The sequence below is a fragment of the Castellaniella defragrans genome, from assembly GCF_014203015.1.
In the GTDB taxonomy this organism is placed as follows: domain Bacteria; phylum Pseudomonadota; class Gammaproteobacteria; order Burkholderiales; family Burkholderiaceae_B; genus Castellaniella; species Castellaniella defragrans.
In genome coordinates, this window is sequence record NZ_JACHIB010000007.1 from 112992 (window position 1) to 130125 (window position 17134).

Consider the following 17134-nt stretch of genomic DNA (forward strand, 5'->3'; position numbering starts at 1 on the left):
GACGGCGGCGGCATGGAGTTCGATTTCAGCCCGGTATTCGACAGCGCCGGCTTTTTGCTCCGGGGCGTCGGCGTCACGGTCCTGCTGTCGCTGCTGTCCGTGCTGGGCGGCGCGATACTGGGCCTGGCGGTTGGCCTGGGGCGCTGCTACGGCCCCAGGTGGCTCGCCATCCTGCTGACGTTCTACATCGATACGATGCGGGCGATTCCCGTGCTGGTGCTGCTGGTGTGGGTGTATTTCGCCTTCCCCATTCTCAGCGGCGCGAGCCTGCCGCCGTTCTGGGCCGCCTTGGCCGCGCTGTCGTTCCACCTGGCGGCCTACGTGGCGGAAATCCTGCGGGCGGGGATCCAGTCCGTCCGGCCGGGGCAGACCCTCGCCGGCCTGGCGCTGGGCATGTCCACAGCCCAGCTGGTGCGCAAGATCGTCCTGCCCCAGGCCTTCGTGCGCCTGTTGCCCGATTTCGGCTCGATCATTTCCCGCACGATCAAGGACACCGCCATCGCCACGGTGATCGCCGTACCGGAACTCATGCGCAGCGCGGATACGATCGCCACCCAGAGCTACCGGCCCATCGAAGTGTTCACGGGGGCCCTGGTCATCTATTTCATTCTCATCTTCCCCGTTACGCGCGTAGTGGACATGTTCTACCGGCGCGTGGCGCATCTGGGCCGATCATGAATCTGGACTGGTCTGTCGTCACGAGCCACTGGCAGTTGCTGGCGCATGGGGTGCTGCTGACGGTCATGCTGACCTTCTTCACCATGCTGATCGCCGTGCCGGGCGGAATCCTGCTGGCTTCGATGCGCCTGTCGAGGTTCCGCGTGCTGTCCGCGGGCAGCGCCTGCTTCGTCGAATTTTTCCGCAATGTGCCCATCATCCTGGTGGTGTACTGGGCGTTCTACGTCATGCCGGTGCTGTCGGGGCTGTCCCTGTCCCCCTTCATGACCGGCCTGGTGGCGCTGGCCCTGAACAATTCGGCCTACAACTCGGAAACGTTTCGCGGCGGGATCAATTCGATTCGCAAGGGCCAGCGCGAAGCCGGCCTCGCGTTGGGGATGAGCGGGGCGCAGACCTTCTTCAAGGTGGTGCTGCCCCAGGCGTGGCGGCGGGTGCTGCCCGTGCTGGCCAGCGGCTGGGTCTCGCTCTTCAAGGACACGTCGCTGGTGTCGGTGATCGCGGTGGGCGAGCTGGCCTATACGGCCCTGCAGATCCGCTCCCAGACCTTCCGCGTGATGGAGATGCTGACCGCCATGGCGGCCATCTACTGGCTGCTGGGCTATCCGCAGGCCAAGCTGGTCGATTGGATCAACAGGAAATACGGAGTCAAGGAATGAGCCTGGTCGATGGCGGCACGCCCGAACGCAAGGGAGCGGACAAGCCCCCCATGCTGGTGTACGAAAATGTGCGGAAATTCTATGGTTCGTTCGAGGCGTTGAAAGGCGTGTCGCTGCAGGTGAACCGCGGCGAGGTCATGTGCCTGATCGGTCCGTCCGGCTCGGGCAAGTCCACCCTGCTGCGCTGCACCAACGGGCTCGAACTCATCGACGACGGCCGCATCGTTTTCGAGGGCGCGGCACTGTCCAAGGACCCGAAATCCCTGCGCGCCGTCCGGCAGCGCATGGGCATGGTGTTCCAGAGCTTCGAGCTGTTCCCGCACAAGACGGCCATCCAGAACATCACGATGGGGCCGATGACGGTCCTGGGCATGTCCGAAGAAGCGGCCACCCGGCGGGCGATGGCGCTGCTGGAAAAGGTGGGGCTGGCCAGCAAGGCCGACAGCTATCCCAGCAACCTGTCGGGCGGCCAGCAGCAGCGGGTCGCCATTGCGCGCGCCCTGGCCATGGAGCCCGACGTGATGCTGTTCGACGAGCCGACTTCCGCCCTGGATCCGGAGACCGTCGGCGAGGTCCTCAACGTCATGAAGAAACTGGCCCACGAGGGGATGACCATGATCGTGGTGACCCATGAGATGACGTTCGCGCGCCGGGTGGCCAACTGGGTCGTGGTGTTCGAGGCCGGCGCCGTCCTGGAGCAGGGGCCTCCGGAGCAGATTTTCGGCGCTCCGCATCAGCCGCGGACGCGCGATTTCCTCAGCCATCTGGGCTGGAGCGGCTGATCCTGGCGGGGGACCGCCAGGGGCCGCGCCGTGCGTGTCCGCCTAGGCGTCGAATTCAAAATATTCGGGAAATTGGGTGGCGGTTTGGCTCAGGTGTTGAAAGATCTTGCGCAGGTGTTCCTTGACGGCGGTCTCGGCGATCGCCGATTCGCCGCTTTTGATGGCCAGGGCGATTGCGCGGTGCTGTTCGATGATCTCGGCCATGCTGTCCACGTGCTTGAGCGTGAACTGGCGGGCGCGGTCCATGTGCAGCTTTGCGTCCGCGATGTCCATCCACAGCTCGGGCAGCCCCGCATGATCGACGATGCTGCGGTGGAAGGCTTCATCGGAGGCATAGAAAGAAGCGATGTCCCCGTTCCGGATGCAGGTTTCCTGAAAGGCGATCTGCCTTTCCAGCTCTTCGTGCAAGGCCAGCTGATGTCCCGATTCGAGCGCCTTCTTGATCAGGTTGATTTCCAGGGATTCCCGGATGAACTGGGATTTCTTCAGGTTGCTGATCCGGATGGGGGCGACGATGGTCTTGCGCTGCGGGTAGATGTCCACGAGCTGCTTGGTGGCCAGCAGCACCAGCGCCTCGCGCACGGGCGTGCGGCTGACGTTCAGGCGGTCGGCCAGCATGTTCTCGGACAGGGCTTCTCCCGGCTTGAGCTCCAGGGTGAGGATCTCGTGCAGCAGGCGTTGATATACCGCCTGCATGACGGTGCGCGTCGAAGCCGGCTCGGCTCGTTTCGGCGCGCGCAACCAGCTCGATGGGGCGCTGGGGGCCCTGGTGTCCGACATGCTGCTTCCTCCCGTACGCGTCATTGATCGACCCTGATTGCATACTACCATGCAGTCGAATCTCACTTACAGAATTAAAGCGTGAATCCCACAGAGGTAAGGCAAGCCATGCGACATCCCAAGATCATCGATTTGAAAGCCACGACGGTCACCGTGCCGCTGGAGGCGCCGTTGCGCCATGCGAACGGGGCTCATTGGGGCCGATTCGTGCGCACCCTCGTCGAGGTGGAGACCGACGCCGGCATCGTCGGCCTGGGCGAACTGGGCGGCGGGGGCGAGAGTGCGGAGCAGGCCATCCGGGGACTCAAGCCGTATCTGGTCGGCACGGATCCGTTCGAGCTGGAAAACCTGCGCTTCAATATCTGCAACCCCACTGGCAGCTTGTACAACAATCGTACGCAGATCCATGCCGCGATCGAATTCGCCTGCATCGACATCATCGGCAAGTTCCTGGGCATTCCCGCGTACGACTATCTGGGCGGGAAGGTGCGCGATTCCGTCGATTTTGCCAGCTATCTGTTCTTCCGTCATCCGGACAGGGCGAGCGGCCAGGGCGAAGTGCGGACGATCGACCAACTGGTGCGCAATGCGCTCGACCTGAAGGCCAGGCACGGTTTTACTTCCCACAAGCTCAAGGGCGGGGTGTTCCCGCCGGAATACGAGCTGGAGGCCTTCAAGGCCGTCGCCGCCGCGGTGGGGGACGATCGCGTCCGCTTCGATCCCAATGGCGCGCTCAGCGTCGAGCAGGCCGTTCGCTTCGCCCGGCAGATCGAGGGGCTGAACAACGATTATTTCGAGGATCCTTCCTGGGGCCTGAACGGCATGCGCCGCGTGCGCGAAAAGACCTCGCTGCCGCTGGCGACCAATACGGTGGTGATCAACTTCGAGCAGCTGGCCAGCAATGTCCTGAACCCCGCGGTGGACGTGATCCTGCTGGACACGACCTTCTGGGGCGGCATCCGTCCCTGCATCAAGGCGGCGGGCCTGTGCGAGGCTTTCCAGCTGGGCATCGCGGTGCATTCCTCCGGCGAGCTCGGCGTGCAGCTGGCCACGATGCTGCACCTGGGCGCGGTGCTGCCCAATCTGGTGTTCTCGGCGGACGCGCATTATCACCACCTGCGCGACGACGTCATCGTGGGGGGCAAGATGCAATATCGGGGCGGGCGCATCGAGGTGCCGACGGGGCCGGGCCTGGGCGTGGAGCTCGACCGGGACAAGCTGCGCGAATATGCGGAACTGTACAAGGAGCTGGGCGGCTACCCCTATGATCGGGACCCGCAGCGGCCGGGCTGGTTTCCCCTGATTCCGAATACGCGCTGGGCCGATCCCGAGCAGGGCGGCGTGGTCGATTACTGAGGCCGGGAGAGCCGGGCATGATACGAATGGACAGGCTTTCCCAGCGGATGCTGACGGCACTGAAGCCGGGGGTGGCGATTCCTTCCTATGACCGTGCGCGCATGGAAACGCGCATCGTCCATCTGGGAGCGGGCGCCTTTCATCGCAGCCACCAGGCGGTCTATACGGATAGTCTCATGGAGGGCGGAGACGTCCGCTGGGGCATCCTGGCGGCGAGCCTGCGCAGCCCGGCGATCAGCCAGGCGCTGGCGCCGCAGGACGGTTTGTATACCTTGCTGATCAACGACGACGGAGAGCGGCAGGCGCGGGTGATCGGCAGCCTGTCGCGGGTGGTGTGCCTGGCGCAGGAGCGCGAGCTGCTGCAGGCCCGGCTGGCCGCGCCTTCGACCGAGATCGTCAGCCTGACCATCACCGAAAAGGGGTATTGCTACGAGCCCGCGTCGGGGGCGCTGGACGAGCGCCATCCCGACATCCTCGCGGATCTGGCGGCGCCGCAGCGGCCGGGCACGGCAATCGGCCTGCTGGTGGCGGCGATCCATGAGCGCAAGCGCCTGGGGATCAAGCCCTTCACCATCCTCAGCTGCGACAATCTGCCGGCGAACGGCGCGACGGTGCGGCGCGTGCTGGAGCGCTATGCCGAACTGGCGCAGCCGCGGTTCGGCGATGGAGACCTCCGGCGCCATTTCCTGGAGCATTACGCCTGTCCGGGCACGATGGTGGACCGCATCACGCCGGCCGTCACGGAGCTGGACAGGCAGGAAGTGGCGCGCCGGCTGGGCGTGTTCGACGCCGCGCCGGTCGTGACCGAGCCCTTTTCCCAGTGGGTGATCGAGGATGCCTTTTCGTCGGATCGCCCCGCCTGGGAGGATGTCGGCGCCACGCTGACCGATGACGTGGCCGCCTTCGAGGAAATGAAGCTGCGCCTGTTGAACGGCAGCCATTCGGCCCTGGCCTATCTGGGCGGGCTGGCGGGGTACGAGACCGTGGCCAGGGCGATGTGCGACGCGCACCTGGCCGGGTTCATCGAGCGGCTGATGGACGATGCCGCCCTGACGCTGACCATGCCCGCGGGCGTGGACCTGGAGGCATACCGCCGGTCGCTCCTGGCGCGTTTCCGCAATGGCGCCCTGAATCACCTGACCGCACAGATCGCCATGGACGGATCCCAGAAATTGCCGCAGCGGATCCTGGCGCCCGTGCGCCATCGCCTGGCCCGGGGGCTGGACGTCGAGCGCCACGCACTGGTCGTGGCGGCGTGGATCCGTTATCTGCAGGGGCGCAGCGAACACGGCGCCACCCTGGCGATCAACGATCCGATGGGCGATGCGCTGACGGGGGCGGTGGCGGCGGCGGGACCTTCCGTGGAAGGGCGGGTCGAAGCCGTCCTCGGCTTCGGCCAGGTGTTCGGCCAGGACCTGCCGCGCGATGCCGCTTTCGTCCGCAGCGTGGAGCGGGCGCTGCACGTCGTGTCGTCCAAAGGCGTGGGCGCCGCGTTGTCCATGCCGGCTTATCGAGGAATCTGATCATGGAACAAACGTGGCGCTGGTTCGGCCCCAAGGACCCCATCCCCCTGAATCACGTCCGCCAGGCCGGCGCGACGGGAATCGTCACGGCGCTTCATCACGTGCCGGCCGGGCAGGCCTGGCCCGTCGAGGAAATCGCCAGGCGCCAGCAGGCCATCGAGGCGGCCGGCATGTGCTGGTCGGTCGTCGAGAGCATTCCGGTGCCCGAGTCGATCAAGCTGCGCACCGGAAGCGTCGAGTCCGACATCCAGGCCTGGAAGACCTCGCTGGCGCGCTGCGGGCAGGCGGGGATCCGCACGGTTTGCTACAACTTCATGCCCGTCGTCGACTGGACGCGCACCGACCTGATGTGGCCCCTGCCTTCCACGGGCTACGCCCTGCGCTTCGATATCCATGACTTTGCCGTGTACGACATCTTCATCCTGCAGCGGGAGAATGCGCGCGATGATTTCGACGGGCGGATCGTGCAGGAAGCCGAAAGGCGGTTTGCGCGCCTGGATGAGGCCGGCATCGAGCGCCTGGAAAAGACCATCATCGCGGGCTTGCCGGGGGCGGATTTTTCCTACGACCGGGCGGCGCTCAGGCGCCTGATCGCCCAGTACGATCAGGTCGGCCCCGACGACCTGGCCCGCAATCTGGCCTTGTTTCTCGAGGAAGTCGCTCCGGTTGCGCAGGCGCATGGCGTCCAGCTGGGGATCCACCCGGACGACCCGCCGATGCCGCTCTTCGGGCTGCCGCGCATCGTCTCCACCAAGGACGACCTGCGGCGGCTGCTGGACGCCGTGCCGATCGCCGCCAACGGCCTGACCCTGTGCGTGGGATCGCTGGGCGTGCGCGCGGGCAATGACCTGGTCGACATGGTGCGCACTTTCGCCGACCGGATCCATTTCGCGCATCTGCGCGACGTGACCTACGAGCCCAATGGATCCTTTTTCGAGGCCGAGCACCTGGATGGCTCCTCGGACATGATCGGGGTGGTCTCGGCGCTGCTGGCGGAAGAGCGCCGCCGCCGGGAGCAGGGCCATGCACAGCCCGAAATCCCCTTCCGTCCCGATCACGGCCATCTGCTGGGCGACGACATCGGCAAGCGGACCAACCCCGGCTACTCGTATATCGGTCGGCTCAAGGGGCTGGCGGAATTGCGCGGCGTGATCCGGACGCTCGAATACGCGCAGGCGCGGGGCGCTGAAAAAGTCCGTTGATTCAGATCTCCCGCCGCAGCAGATCGCAGAAATAATCGGCGGCCAGCGTCAGCGGCAGTTCGCTACGGCGGATGAGCGAGATGTCGGGCGCGACCAGCAGTTCTTCCAGCCTGAGCTGCTCCAGGCACCCGCGCAGGGGAGAAAACGCGGTCCATTGCACGGGCAGGAGTGCCAGCAGGTCGGTGCTGGCCAGCGCCACCATCATGGACAGCGCCGTGCATGCCTCCAGGGCGACCCGGGGCGCGGGCAGGCCCCGCTCCAGGAAGATATGGGTCAGGTCCTGCTCGTTGTTGAAATCGGCCGCCGGCAGCGCCCATTCGGCCTGGGCGAGGTCGGCGAGCGTCCTGGCCCCGAGCAGCGGATGGTCGCGGCGCGCCATGACCGCCCTGGTGTTGCCCGAGAGGCGTTCGTGGATGAAGCCGGGCGGCACCTGCCTGGGCGTCACGCCGACGTAGAAATCGATCTCGCCCTTCCAGAGGCCTTCCTGCAGGTCCGGAAACAGGCCCTCGATCAGGCGGATGCGGACGGCGGGGTAGCGTCTCCTGAATGCCGGCAATGCCCGGGGCAGCATGCCCATGTGCGGCATGATCGAGAGCCCCGCGGTCACCGTGCCGGTGGCGTTTCCCTGCGCCTGCTGCAGTTCTTCCTGCGCCCGCCGCAATTCGTTTGTCACCAGCCTGGCCCGTTCGTAGAAGCGCTGCCCCAGCGGCGTCAGGACCATCCCCGTGGGCTGCCGGTCGAACAGCGGCGTCCCTAATTCCTTTTCCAGGCTTTTGATGCTGCGGGTCAGCAGCGGCTGGGCGACGCCCAGCCTGCGCGCGGCGGCGCGCAGGCTGCCGCTTTCGACGATGCAGGTCAGGTCGCGGAGCTGGTTGAGTTTCATGTCGGCGCGGAAAAGGAAGCGGGAATCAGAAGCGGAAATTGGATGCGGGAAGCGGGGCGGCGCGGCGCCTGCGTCCAAGGCATTGCATCAATCTACCCAGCCCTTCGATAACAATCATTAAGGGTTTTCTCTGGGTAGATATCAAAATCGAATCAGCGGCCCGGTTTTGCGATCTTCTGGCAAGGCGGCGGCGTCATTACAGTGGTTTCGACTGCTCCGCCCGATCTCCGACGTTCGTACAGGCGTGAAAGCAGGTCTTTTCCAACAATCGAGAGGAAGACATGAACCAACGACTCAAGGCGCTCGTCACGGGCGGGGCGACGGGCATCGGCCGCAGCGCGGTCCTCGCATTGGCCGGGGCCGGCTACGACGTGGCGATCGTCTATGGATCGAGCGCCGCGGCCGCCGCCACGGTGGCGGACGAGGCGCAGGCGCTGGGGGCGCGGACGCTGGTGCTGCAATGCGACGTCAGCGACGATGCCGCCGTGCGCCGCGTCATGGGCACGGTGGACGAGGCTTTCGGGCATCTCGATGCCCTGGTCAACAATGCCGGGACCACCGCCACCTGGAAGGTCAAGGACCTGGAGAGCCTGGACATGGCAGAGTGGGACCGCACCTTCGCCGTCAATGTGCGCGGCACCTTCCAGGTCACCCGCGCCGCGGTGCCGCTGCTGCGGAAAGGCACGCGGCCGGCGATCGTCAACACGGCCAGCATCGTGGGCCTGCGCCCGGGGCCGCAGCCCCTGCCGTATGCGGCCAGCAAGGCCGCCGTGGTCAATCTGACCAGGACCCTGGCCTGGAACCTGGGGCCCGACATTCGCGTGAACGCGGTGGCGCCCGGCTGGATGGAAGGCGAGTGGATGGAGCGGATGCTGGGCGACAAGTACGAGGATCTGATGGGCAAGCGTGCCCGGCTGACGCCGTTGCGCCGCTGCGTGACGGCCGACGACGTCGCCGAGGTGATGCTCAACCTGCTGACCGCCAACCGTTTCGTCACCGGCGAGGTGGTGGTGATCGACGGCGGCTTCTCGGCTTCGACCTGACTGTGGGGGTATGCATCATGCTTGAAGGATTCGTCCCATTCCCCGAGGATTTCGCCAGGCGCTACCGCGAGCGCGGCTATTGGCGCGATCGGTCGCTGGCGCAGGAATTCTCGGCCGTGTTCGCGCGTCATGCGCCGCGCATCGCCCTGATCGATGGCGAGCGCCGCTACACGTATGCGCAGCTCGATGCCCTGAGCGACAACCTGGCGCTCAATCTGCTGGCGCTGGGCCTGCGGCCGCTGGACCGGGTCGTGCCCACGCTGCCCAACGTGGCGGAGTTCGTGATCCTGTACTTCGCGCTGCAGAAGCTGGGCTGCATCCCCATCGCGGCCCTGGTCACCCATCGCCATGCCGAGATCAGCCAGTTCGTGCGTCTGGCGCAGGCGCGCTGCTGCGTCTATCCCGCATCCGTGCGCGAGCAGGGGGGAGAGTTCCGCTTCGCTCCCGTCATCGAGCGGATCCAGGCCGAGCAGTCCTGCCTGCAGCTGCGCCTGGTGCTGGGCGAGGCCGGTCCCGGCGAGCATTCGCTGCGGGCATTGATCGAACGGCCCGCCGCGCAGCCGGCCGCCCGGCTGCGCGAGATCCGCATCGATCCGGCCGATCCCTGCATCTTCCAGCTCTCGGGCGGCACCACGGGCATCCCCAAACTGATCCCGCGCACCAACAACGACTATGCCTACAACTCCAGGGTGGCCGCGGAGGTGGCCGGCGTGACCGGCGATTCGGTGCTGCTGCTGGTCCTGCCGATCGCCCACAATCTGCCGCTGGCCTGCCCGGGCATCCAGGGCTTCCTGTTCCAGGGGGCCACTGTCGTGCTGCACGCCAATACGCGGCCGGCGGAGATGTTCGCCCTGATCGAGCGGCACGGCGTCACGCACCTGAAGGTGGTGCCGGCCTTGCTGATCCGCCTGATCAACGATCCGGCCGCCGCCGGTGCCCGGCTGGATTCCGTGCGCCAGATCCAGAGCGGCGGCCAGCGCATGCAGCCGGAGGTGCGCCTGCGCACGCGCCAGCTCTTTCGCAACGCCTTCGTGCAGGAAAACTTCGGCATGAGCGAGGGCCTGCTGATGTTCGTGCGCCCGGACGACGACGAGGAGGTGCAGCTGCAGACCTGCGGCCGCCCGGTCTGCCCCGACGACGAGGTGCTGCTGATCGACGACGAGGGGCGCGAGGTGCCCGATGGCGAGGTGGGCGAGCTTGCCTGCCGCGGTCCCTACACCCTGCGGGGATACTTCGGCGTGCCCGAGTACAACGCGCGCCAGTTCACCCCCGACGGCTTCTACCGCTCGGGGGACCTGATGCGCAGGCATCCCTCGGGCAACTACATCGTCGAGGGCCGCAAGAAGGACCTGATCAACCGAGGCGGCGAGAAGATCAGCGCGGAAGAGGTCGAGAACCTGATCCTCATGCACCCGGCCGTGCAGAACGTCGCCTGCGTTCCCATGCCGGACGCCGCCATGGGGGAAAAGATGTGCGCCTATGTGGTGCTCAAGCAGGGCGCGGCGCTGGATCTGCCGGCGCTGACGGCTTTCCTGAAGGCGCACGAGATCGCCCGGTTCAAGCTGCCCGAACGCCTGGAGGTGCTGCCGGACTTTCCGGTGTCCACCTTCGGCAAGGTGTCCAAGAAGACGCTGGGCGAATGGATCGCCGCCCGGCTGGCCGACGAGGCCCGCGCCGCCGCGGCGGGCTGAGCCGCTCCGCGATTCCTCATTCCCCCCTTTCAGAAAGAGACTTGCACATGCGCATCATCGACCTGCATTGCTACCCCGGCACACCCGCCTGGATCGACGCCCAGGGCCCCTATCCCGAAGCGCTGGCCACCTACTGGAAACGCGACTGGGTGGGCAAACCTGAAGAGGGCGTGATCCAGGAGTTCGCGGCGGCCGGCGTCGAGGCCTGCCTGGTGGCCCTGGATCTGGAGACCACCGTGGCCAGTCCGCCCTGCACCAACGAGTACGTGCACGACATCTGGAAACGCCATCCCGGGCGCATCCTGCAGTGCTGGGGCGCGGTGGAGCCGGCCAAGGGCGAGATCGCCATCCGCCAGGCGAGGAAGGCCGTGACCGAACTGGGCTTCATCGGCTTCCACTTCCACCCCATCATGCAGCACTTCGCGGTGAACGACCGGCGCTACTACCCCTTGTTCGAGGAAATCGATGCGCTGGGAGCGGCGGTGATGATCGACGTCGGCACCACCGGCATGGGCGCCGGCATGCCCGGCGGCCATGGCGCCCGCATCCGCCATGCCCACCCGGGCGCCATCGACGATCTGGCGGCGGATTTCCCGAACCTGCGGATCATCATGGCCCACCCCGGCTGGCCCTGGGTGGACGAGGCCACCGCCGTGGCGCTGCACAAGGGCAATGTGTACTGGGAGATGTCGGGCTGGGCGCCCAAGCATTTCCCGGGCAACCTCAAGGTGGACATACGCGGCCGGCTGCAGGACAAGATCATGTTCGGCAGCGATTATCCCAGCCTGCCCTACGAGCGCATCCTGCGCGAATGGGACGAACTGGGCTACGGCGACGCCGTGATGGAGAAGGTGATGCACGGCAATGCCGAACGGGTGCTGGGACTATGAGCCGCGCCGCCTATCTCTGCGATGGCGTGCGCACCCCCATCGGCCGCTACGGCGGCGCGCTCGCGGGCGTGCGCACCGACGATCTCGGCGCCGTCCCGCTGCAGGCCCTGATGGCGCGTCATCCGCGCCTGGACTGGGAGCGGCTGGAGGAGGTCTACTTCGGCTGCGTCAACCAGGCGGGCGAGGACAATCGCAATGTGGCCCGCATGAGCGCGCTGCTGGCCGGCCTGCCCGTCACGGTGGCCGCGGCCACCGTGAACCGGCTGTGCGGCTCGGGCCTGGAAGCCATTGCCGGCGCGGCGCGCGGCATCGGCATGGGCCAGCTCGATCTGGCGATTGCCGGGGGCGTGGAAAGCATGAGCCGCGCCCCGCTGGTCATACCCAAGGCCGTTGCCGCCTTCAGCCGCCAGGCCGAGATCCACGATTCCACCATCGGCTGGCGTTTCGTCAACCCGCGCATGAGGGAACTGTACGGCATCGACGCCATGGGCGAGACGGCCGAGAACGTCGCCGAAGAGCAGGGCGTTTCGCGGGCGGACCAGGACGCGTTCGCGCTGCGCAGCCAGCAGCGCGCCGCCAGGGCCGTGGCGGCGGGTCTTTTCGAGGGCGAGATCATCCCGGTCCGGTGTCCCGCCGGGCGGAGCGAGACCATCCTCTTCGGCCAGGACGAGCATCCGCGGCCCGACACCACGCCCGACACCCTGGCCCGGCTCAAGCCGGCCTTCCGCCGCGATGGCACGGTCACGGCCGGCAACTCCTCCGGCGTCAACGACGGCGCTGCCGCGCTGCTGGTGGCCAGCGAGATTGGAGCCGCGCAGGCCGGCCTCGAACCGCTGGCCCGCGTGACCGGCATCGCCACGGCCGGCGTGGCCCCGCGCGTGATGGGCCTGGGCCCCGTGCCGGCGGTGCGCAAGCTGCTGCGGCAGACGGGCCTGCGCATCGCCGATTTCGACGTGATCGAGCTCAACGAGGCCTTCGCCGCGCAGGGCCTGGCCGTCCTGCGCCAGCTGGGCCTGCCCGACGACGCCGAGCATGTGAACCCCAATGGCGGTGCCATCGCCTTCGGCCATCCCCTGGGCATGTCGGGCGTGCGCCTGGCGCTGACGGCGCTGCGCCAGCTGCAGAGGACCGGCGGGCGGCGGGCGCTGTGCACCATGTGCATCGGCGTGGGGCAGGGCATCGCGCTGGCCTTCGAGCGTGTCTGAACAGGAGAGCCCCGGCATGACGCAAGAAATGCTGCTTTAGGAACGCGCCTTCTTCCCGGCGTGGCCGTGCCGCGCCGGGCCTGCCGCATCCGATCGCATCCGATAACGACATCATCCCAATCACGAGGAGACAACCATGCATTCATATCGAGACGGCGCGCACGCGCCCTGGCAGATCGCCATTGGCGCCTGCCTGGCCCTGATCGTGGGCAACGGTCCCGTCATGCAGTTCACCTTCGGGGTCCTGATCATTCCCCTGAGCGAGGCGCTGGGGACCGATCGCGGCAGCATCTCCACCGCGCTGCTGGTCGGGCTGGTGACGACCGGCGTGGCGACGCCGTGGATCGGGCGCCTGATGGACCGCCATGGCGTGCGGCGAGTGGGCTCCTTCTGCATCCTGGCATTCGCGCTGCTGATGGCGGCCTGCGGATGGCTCGCCCACTCGGTGGCCACCCTGATCCTGCTCTATTTCCTGGCGGGGGTGTTCGCCGCCGGGCAGACGCCGCTGGCCTACAGCAAGGCGATTACCGCCGCGTTCGACCGGCAGCGCGGCCTGGCGCTGGGCGTGGCGGCGGCCGGGGTCGGCCTCGGGACGATGCTCATGCCCATGGTGGCCCAGTGGCTGCTCAATCAGTTTGGCTGGCGGGGCGCCTATGTGGGATTGGGGGCGATCACCGCCCTGATCGCCCTGCCGGCGTTCCGGCTGATGGTCGTGCCGCGGGCGGGAAGCGGCGCGGCCTGCGTGTCGGCGGTGTCGGCGCAGGCGGATGCGGCCGAAGCGGCGGCCCTGCCCGGCTGGTCCGCCCGGCAGGCGCGTTCGAGCGGCATCTTCTGGACGATGGCGGGCGCCTTCTTCCTGGTGGCCCTGGCGGTGTCCGGCACCATCGCCCATATCGTGCCCCTGCTGGTGGACCGCGGCGTGTCGCCGCAGGCCGCCGCGACGGCGATCAGCACGGCGGGCCTGTCCCTGCTCGTCGGCCGGATATTCGCCGGATGGATGCTGGACCGCTGCCCGGCGCCCCATGTGGCGATCCTGTTCTTTTGCCTGCCCCTGGCCGGCCAGGCGCTCCTGCTGCTGGACCATGGCGCGTCTGCCGGCCTGATGGCGGCCGTCTTGATCGGGCTGGGGCTGGGGGCCGAAATCGACCTGATCGCCTTCATGCAGTCGCGCTACTTCGGCCGGCGGGCATTCGGTGAGATCTACGGCTATTTCTTCGCGATCTTCATGTTCGCTTCCGGGTTCGGCCCCTTTCTCATGGGACAGGCCTTCCGCGTCAGCGGCAGCTACGAGCCCTTTTTGCTGGTCTCGATGGCGGGGCTCGCGGTCGCGTGCCTGCTGATGGTGATGCTGAGCCGGCGGCCGGAGCGGGTGGCGTCCGTGGACATGGCCTGAACCACCGGCCCCGCGCGCGCTGCCCCGGATCCGCGCGGATCCGGCGGCGTCCGGGGCGGCGCCCGTTCACTTCGCCGTGAGCCGCAGCAAGCCCGCGCCGGAGCCGTCCTCGATCAGCCAGACCGCGCCGTCGGCGGCTACCGCCACGTCGCGGATGCGCCGGTCCAGCGACCAGCGGTCCGCCTGGCGGGGGATGCCGTCCTTGCCGAACGCCACCCGTACCAGGCCTTCGGCGCGCAGGCCGCCGATCAGGGCCGAGCCCTGCCAGGCGGGGAATGCCGTCCCCCGGTAGAACGCCAGGCCGGCCGGGGCGATCACCGGGGTCCAGTAGAGGCTGGGCGCGTCGAATTCGGGGCGGGTGGCGTGCCGGGGGATGGGCCAGCCGCTGTACTGGTCGCCGTTCGAGACTTCCGGCCAGCCGTAGTTGCCGCCGGGCCGGATGCGGTTCAGCTCGTCGCCGCCGCGCGGCCCCATTTCGTGTTCCCAGAGCGTGCCGTCGGGCGCGAAGGCCAGGCCGTAGGCGTTGCGGTGGCCCGTGCTCCAGGTCAGTGCGCGGATGCCGGCCTGCTCCGCCATGGGGTTGTCCGGCGGCGCGGAGCCGTCCGGGTTCAGGCGCAGGATCTTGCCCCGCGCGGCCTCGGGGTCCTGGGCGGTGTCGGGCTCCATCCGGTCGCCGACGGTCAGGAAGAGATGGCGGCCGTCGGGCGAGAAGGCGATGATGCCGCCGGGCTGGCCGCCCCGGCTGGCGGGCCGCTGGCGCCACAGGGTCGTCAGCTCGCTCAGCCGCGCGCGGCCGCCGGATTCGTCCAGCCGGGCGCGGGCCAGGATCAGCGCGCCGCCGCCCTTTTCGGGCGCCACGCGGGTGAAATAGAGCAGGCGGTCGCGGGTGAAGTCCGGCGAGGGGGCCACGTCCAGCATGCCGTTCTGGCCCCGGTCGTAGGCCGCCGGCACGCCGTCGATGGCGGTTTTGGCGCCGGCCTGCGTGACGAGGAACATGCGGCCGGCCTTTTCGGTGAGGACCAGGCGCCCGTCGGGCAGGAAGGCGATCGCCCAGGGGCGGTCGAAGGCGGCGATCCGCCGGACCGCGAACGGGGCGTCGGCCTGCGCCGGCAGGGGGCCGGCGTTTTGCGCGGCGGCGTTTTCCGGGGCGGCATTTTCCGGGGCGGCGCTTTTGGAGGCGGCCTGGTCCGGGGATGCGCTTTCCGGAGCCGTGCCGCGGAGGCCGGCGCCCTGCGGCGCGGCGCAGCGTGCGGCGGGCGCCGCCGCGGCCAGCAGCGCGGCCAGCGCGAGCGCGGCGGGGAGGGCGGAAAAACGTGTCATGTGCATGCCTTTCGGGGGGCGTCCGGCCGGGTGTCCATTCCAGTTTTATAGTCGGCGCGCGGGCCGGCATCAAGAGGCCGCGCCGGGGGCCGTCGGGGGGCTATACTCGATTGAACGGACGGCATCCCGTCCCCTTCCCCTTTCAATCCACCGGTTCCGAACGATGACGACTTCCGCGATGACGACCCCTGCCTATCCCGATACCCGGCTCCTGATCGACAACCAATGGGTCGATGCGGCCGACGGCCGGACGCTCGACGTGCTCAATCCGGCCACCGGCCAGGTAATCGGCCGGGTGGCCCACGCCGGCATCCCCGACCTGGACCGCGCGCTGGCCGCCGCCCAGCGGGGCTTCGAGACCTGGCGCGACACCTCGGCGCACGACCGCGCCGCCGTGATGCGGCGCGCGGCCGGCCTGCTGCGCGAGCGCGCGGAGGACGTCGCCCGCCTGCTGACCCTGGAGCAGGGCAAGCCGCTCGCCGAGGCGCGGGCCGAGACCCTGGCCGGCGCCACGATCATCGAATGGTTCGCCGACGAGGCGCTGCGGGTGTACGGCCGCATTGTGCCGTCGCGCAATCTCTCGGCCCTGCAGCTGGTCATCAAGGAGCCCGTGGGACCGGTGGCCGCCTTCACGCCCTGGAATTTCCCCATCAACCAGGTGGTGCGCAAGCTGGCCGCCGCGCTGGCGACCGGCTGCTCCTTCCTGTGCAAGGCGCCGGAGGAAACCCCGGCCTCGCCGGCCGCGCTGCTGCAGGCCTTCGTGGACGCCGGCCTGCCGCCCGGCGTGGTGGGCCTGGTGTACGGCAACCCGGCGGAAATCTCCGGCTACCTGATCCCGCATCCGGTCATCCGCAAGGTCACCTTCACCGGCTCCACGCCGGTCGGCAAGCAGCTGGCCGCGCTGGCGGGCGCCCACATGAAGCGGGTTTCCATGGAACTGGGCGGCCATGCGCCGGTGATCGTCGCCGAGGACGCCGACGTCGAGCTGGCGGTCAAGATCTCCGCCGCCAGCAAGTTCCGCAACGCCGGGCAGGTCTGCATCTCGCCCACGCGCTTCCTGGTGCACAGCAGCCTGGTCGATGAATTCACCCGCGCCTTCGTGCGCCGCGCCGAGTCCCTCAAGCTGGGCGACGGCCTGGCCGAAGGCACCACCCTCGGGCCGCTGGCCAATGCGCGCCGCATCGCCGCCATGGACAAGGTGGTCGAGGACGCCCGCCGGCGCGGCGCCGAGGTCCTGACGGGCGGCGCGCGCGTCGGCGAGGCGGGCAATTTCTTCGCCCCGACCATCATCGCCGGGCTCACCACCGAGGCCGACCTGTTCAACAACGAGCCTTTCGGCCCGGTGGCGGGCATCCGCGCCTTCGACCGCCTGGACGAGGCCATCGCCGAGGCCAACCGCCTGTCCTACGGCCTGGCCGCCTATGCCTTCACCCGTTCGCTGCGCAACGCGCAGCAACTGATGAGCCGGGTCGAGGCCGGCATGCTGTGGATCAACCAGCCGGCCACGCCCTCGGCCGAGCTGCCCTTCGGCGGGGTCAAGGATTCGGGTTACGGCACGGAAGGCGGCCCCGAGGCGCTGGAGGCCTACCTGAACACCAAGGCGGTGTCGGCGGTGGGGGTCTGAGGCCTTGCCCGGCGCGGGCCGGGCGCGCTTCGGCCGCCGGGCCGCGCGCACGGCGGGCCGTGCGGACAGCGGACCGCGCGGTCGTCGCCCGGGTCGCCCGATCCAGGA

The 17134-nt window shown here is 68.4% G+C and carries 15 protein-coding genes; 12 read left to right on the forward strand and 3 right to left on the reverse strand.

The window, feature by feature from the left end; translation table 11 throughout:
* The first annotated feature begins 12 nt into the window (after positions 1 to 12).
* The 3 genes from HNR28_RS07400 to HNR28_RS07410 are packed head-to-tail and all read left to right on the forward strand — an operon-like array spanning position 13 to position 2116.
* Positions 13 to 678, forward strand: a complete 666-nt coding sequence (locus HNR28_RS07400; RefSeq protein ID WP_151024005.1) for an amino acid ABC transporter permease — start codon at positions 13 to 15, stop codon at positions 676 to 678.
* Positions 675 to 1334 (forward strand): amino acid ABC transporter permease, encoded by a 660-nt coding sequence (locus tag HNR28_RS07405; RefSeq protein ID WP_151024006.1) that lies wholly within the window; start codon positions 675 to 677, stop codon positions 1332 to 1334. Before HNR28_RS07400 ends, HNR28_RS07405 begins: the two co-directional genes overlap by 4 nt.
* 50 nt (positions 1335 to 1384) lie before the next feature.
* The gene (locus HNR28_RS07410; protein ID WP_151024035.1) at positions 1385 to 2116 is read left to right on the forward strand and encodes an amino acid ABC transporter ATP-binding protein; all 732 of its coding nucleotides are present in this window, start codon (positions 1385 to 1387) and stop codon (positions 2114 to 2116) included.
* A gap of 42 nt (positions 2117 to 2158) precedes the next feature.
* Here the strand turns inward: HNR28_RS07410 and HNR28_RS07415 are convergent, their stop codons facing one another.
* The gene (locus HNR28_RS07415; RefSeq protein ID WP_170288423.1) at positions 2159 to 2896 is read right to left on the reverse strand and encodes a GntR family transcriptional regulator; all 738 of its coding nucleotides are present in this window, start codon (positions 2894 to 2896) and stop codon (positions 2159 to 2161) included.
* 108 nt (positions 2897 to 3004) lie between these two features.
* Here HNR28_RS07415 and HNR28_RS07420 point away from each other — a divergent pair, with 108 nt between their 5' ends.
* Genes HNR28_RS07420 through uxuA form a run of 3 tightly spaced genes read left to right on the forward strand, consistent with a single transcriptional unit; the run spans position 3005 to position 6977 of the window.
* Positions 3005 to 4252, forward strand: coding sequence for an enolase C-terminal domain-like protein (locus HNR28_RS07420; protein ID WP_151024008.1), 1248 nt, complete (start codon positions 3005 to 3007; stop codon positions 4250 to 4252).
* A gap of 26 nt (positions 4253 to 4278) precedes the next feature.
* A complete protein-coding gene (locus HNR28_RS07425; RefSeq protein ID WP_211369276.1) occupies positions 4279 to 5775 on the forward strand; it encodes a mannitol dehydrogenase family protein in 1497 nt (498 codons plus the stop codon).
* Positions 5776 to 5777: 2 nt separating this feature from the next.
* The gene (uxuA, locus tag HNR28_RS07430) at positions 5778 to 6977 is read left to right on the forward strand and encodes a mannonate dehydratase (protein ID WP_151024010.1); all 1200 of its coding nucleotides are present in this window, start codon (positions 5778 to 5780) and stop codon (positions 6975 to 6977) included.
* A 1-nt stretch (position 6978) separates the two neighbouring features.
* Here uxuA and HNR28_RS07435 read toward each other — a convergent pair whose 3' ends face one another.
* Positions 6979 to 7860 (reverse strand): LysR substrate-binding domain-containing protein, encoded by an 882-nt coding sequence (locus tag HNR28_RS07435; protein ID WP_151024011.1) that lies wholly within the window; start codon positions 7858 to 7860, stop codon positions 6979 to 6981.
* 281 nt (positions 7861 to 8141) lie between these two features.
* Between HNR28_RS07435 and HNR28_RS07440 the strand changes: the two genes are divergently transcribed.
* The 5 genes from HNR28_RS07440 to HNR28_RS07460 all read left to right on the forward strand — a co-directional run bounded on the left by HNR28_RS07440 (position 8142) and on the right by HNR28_RS07460 (position 14082).
* Positions 8142 to 8903, forward strand: a complete 762-nt coding sequence (locus HNR28_RS07440; protein ID WP_151024012.1) for an SDR family NAD(P)-dependent oxidoreductase — start codon at positions 8142 to 8144, stop codon at positions 8901 to 8903.
* 17 nt (positions 8904 to 8920) lie between these two features.
* On the forward strand, positions 8921 to 10594 hold the full coding sequence (locus HNR28_RS07445) for a (2,3-dihydroxybenzoyl)adenylate synthase (protein WP_151024013.1): 1674 nt from the start codon (positions 8921 to 8923) through the stop codon (positions 10592 to 10594).
* A 47-nt stretch (positions 10595 to 10641) separates the two neighbouring features.
* Positions 10642 to 11484, forward strand: coding sequence for an amidohydrolase family protein (locus HNR28_RS07450; RefSeq protein ID WP_151024014.1), 843 nt, complete (start codon positions 10642 to 10644; stop codon positions 11482 to 11484).
* On the forward strand, positions 11481 to 12689 hold the full coding sequence (pcaF, locus tag HNR28_RS07455) for a 3-oxoadipyl-CoA thiolase (RefSeq protein WP_151024015.1): 1209 nt from the start codon (positions 11481 to 11483) through the stop codon (positions 12687 to 12689). The genes HNR28_RS07450 and pcaF overlap by 4 nt, the downstream gene beginning before the upstream one ends.
* A gap of 136 nt (positions 12690 to 12825) precedes the next feature.
* Positions 12826 to 14082, forward strand: a complete 1257-nt coding sequence (locus tag HNR28_RS07460; RefSeq protein WP_043680217.1) for an MFS transporter — start codon at positions 12826 to 12828, stop codon at positions 14080 to 14082.
* A gap of 66 nt (positions 14083 to 14148) precedes the next feature.
* Here HNR28_RS07460 and HNR28_RS07465 read toward each other — a convergent pair whose 3' ends face one another.
* A complete protein-coding gene (locus tag HNR28_RS07465) occupies positions 14149 to 15402 on the reverse strand; it encodes a PQQ-dependent sugar dehydrogenase (RefSeq protein ID WP_151024016.1) in 1254 nt (417 codons plus the stop codon).
* Positions 15403 to 15580: 178 nt separating this feature from the next.
* Here HNR28_RS07465 and HNR28_RS07470 point away from each other — a divergent pair, with 178 nt between their 5' ends.
* Positions 15581 to 17026: an NAD-dependent succinate-semialdehyde dehydrogenase gene (locus HNR28_RS07470; RefSeq protein ID WP_151024017.1), complete on the forward strand. Its 1446-nt coding sequence runs from the start codon at positions 15581 to 15583 to the stop codon at positions 17024 to 17026.
* Positions 17027 to 17134 lie beyond the last annotated feature (108 nt).

What these genes read in the sequence shown, in the direction of transcription:
- HNR28_RS07460 (WP_043680217.1), top strand. Translation starts at nt 12,826, where the DNA reads ATGCATTCATATCGAGACGGCGCGCACGCGCCCTGGCAGATCGCCATT.
- HNR28_RS07470 (WP_151024017.1), top strand. Translation starts at nt 15,581, where the DNA reads ATGACGACCCCTGCCTATCCCGATACCCGGCTCCTGATCGACAACCAA.
- uxuA (WP_151024010.1), top strand. Translation starts at nt 5,778, where the DNA reads ATGGAACAAACGTGGCGCTGGTTCGGCCCCAAGGACCCCATCCCCCTG.
- HNR28_RS07440 (WP_151024012.1), top strand. Translation starts at nt 8,142, where the DNA reads ATGAACCAACGACTCAAGGCGCTCGTCACGGGCGGGGCGACGGGCATC.
- HNR28_RS07415 (WP_170288423.1), bottom strand. Translation starts at nt 2,896, where the DNA reads ATGTCGGACACCAGGGCCCCCAGCGCCCCATCGAGCTGGTTGCGCGCG.
- HNR28_RS07435 (WP_151024011.1), bottom strand. Translation starts at nt 7,860, where the DNA reads ATGAAACTCAACCAGCTCCGCGACCTGACCTGCATCGTCGAAAGCGGC.
- HNR28_RS07465 (WP_151024016.1), bottom strand. Translation starts at nt 15,402, where the DNA reads ATGACACGTTTTTCCGCCCTCCCCGCCGCGCTCGCGCTGGCCGCGCTG.
- HNR28_RS07425 (WP_211369276.1), top strand. Translation starts at nt 4,279, where the DNA reads ATGGACAGGCTTTCCCAGCGGATGCTGACGGCACTGAAGCCGGGGGTG.
- pcaF (WP_151024015.1), top strand. Translation starts at nt 11,481, where the DNA reads ATGAGCCGCGCCGCCTATCTCTGCGATGGCGTGCGCACCCCCATCGGC.
- HNR28_RS07400 (WP_151024005.1), top strand. Translation starts at nt 13, where the DNA reads ATGGAGTTCGATTTCAGCCCGGTATTCGACAGCGCCGGCTTTTTGCTC.
- HNR28_RS07445 (WP_151024013.1), top strand. Translation starts at nt 8,921, where the DNA reads ATGCTTGAAGGATTCGTCCCATTCCCCGAGGATTTCGCCAGGCGCTAC.
- HNR28_RS07405 (WP_151024006.1), top strand. Translation starts at nt 675, where the DNA reads ATGAATCTGGACTGGTCTGTCGTCACGAGCCACTGGCAGTTGCTGGCG.
- HNR28_RS07420 (WP_151024008.1), top strand. Translation starts at nt 3,005, where the DNA reads ATGCGACATCCCAAGATCATCGATTTGAAAGCCACGACGGTCACCGTG.
- HNR28_RS07410 (WP_151024035.1), top strand. Translation starts at nt 1,385, where the DNA reads ATGCTGGTGTACGAAAATGTGCGGAAATTCTATGGTTCGTTCGAGGCG.
- HNR28_RS07450 (WP_151024014.1), top strand. Translation starts at nt 10,642, where the DNA reads ATGCGCATCATCGACCTGCATTGCTACCCCGGCACACCCGCCTGGATC.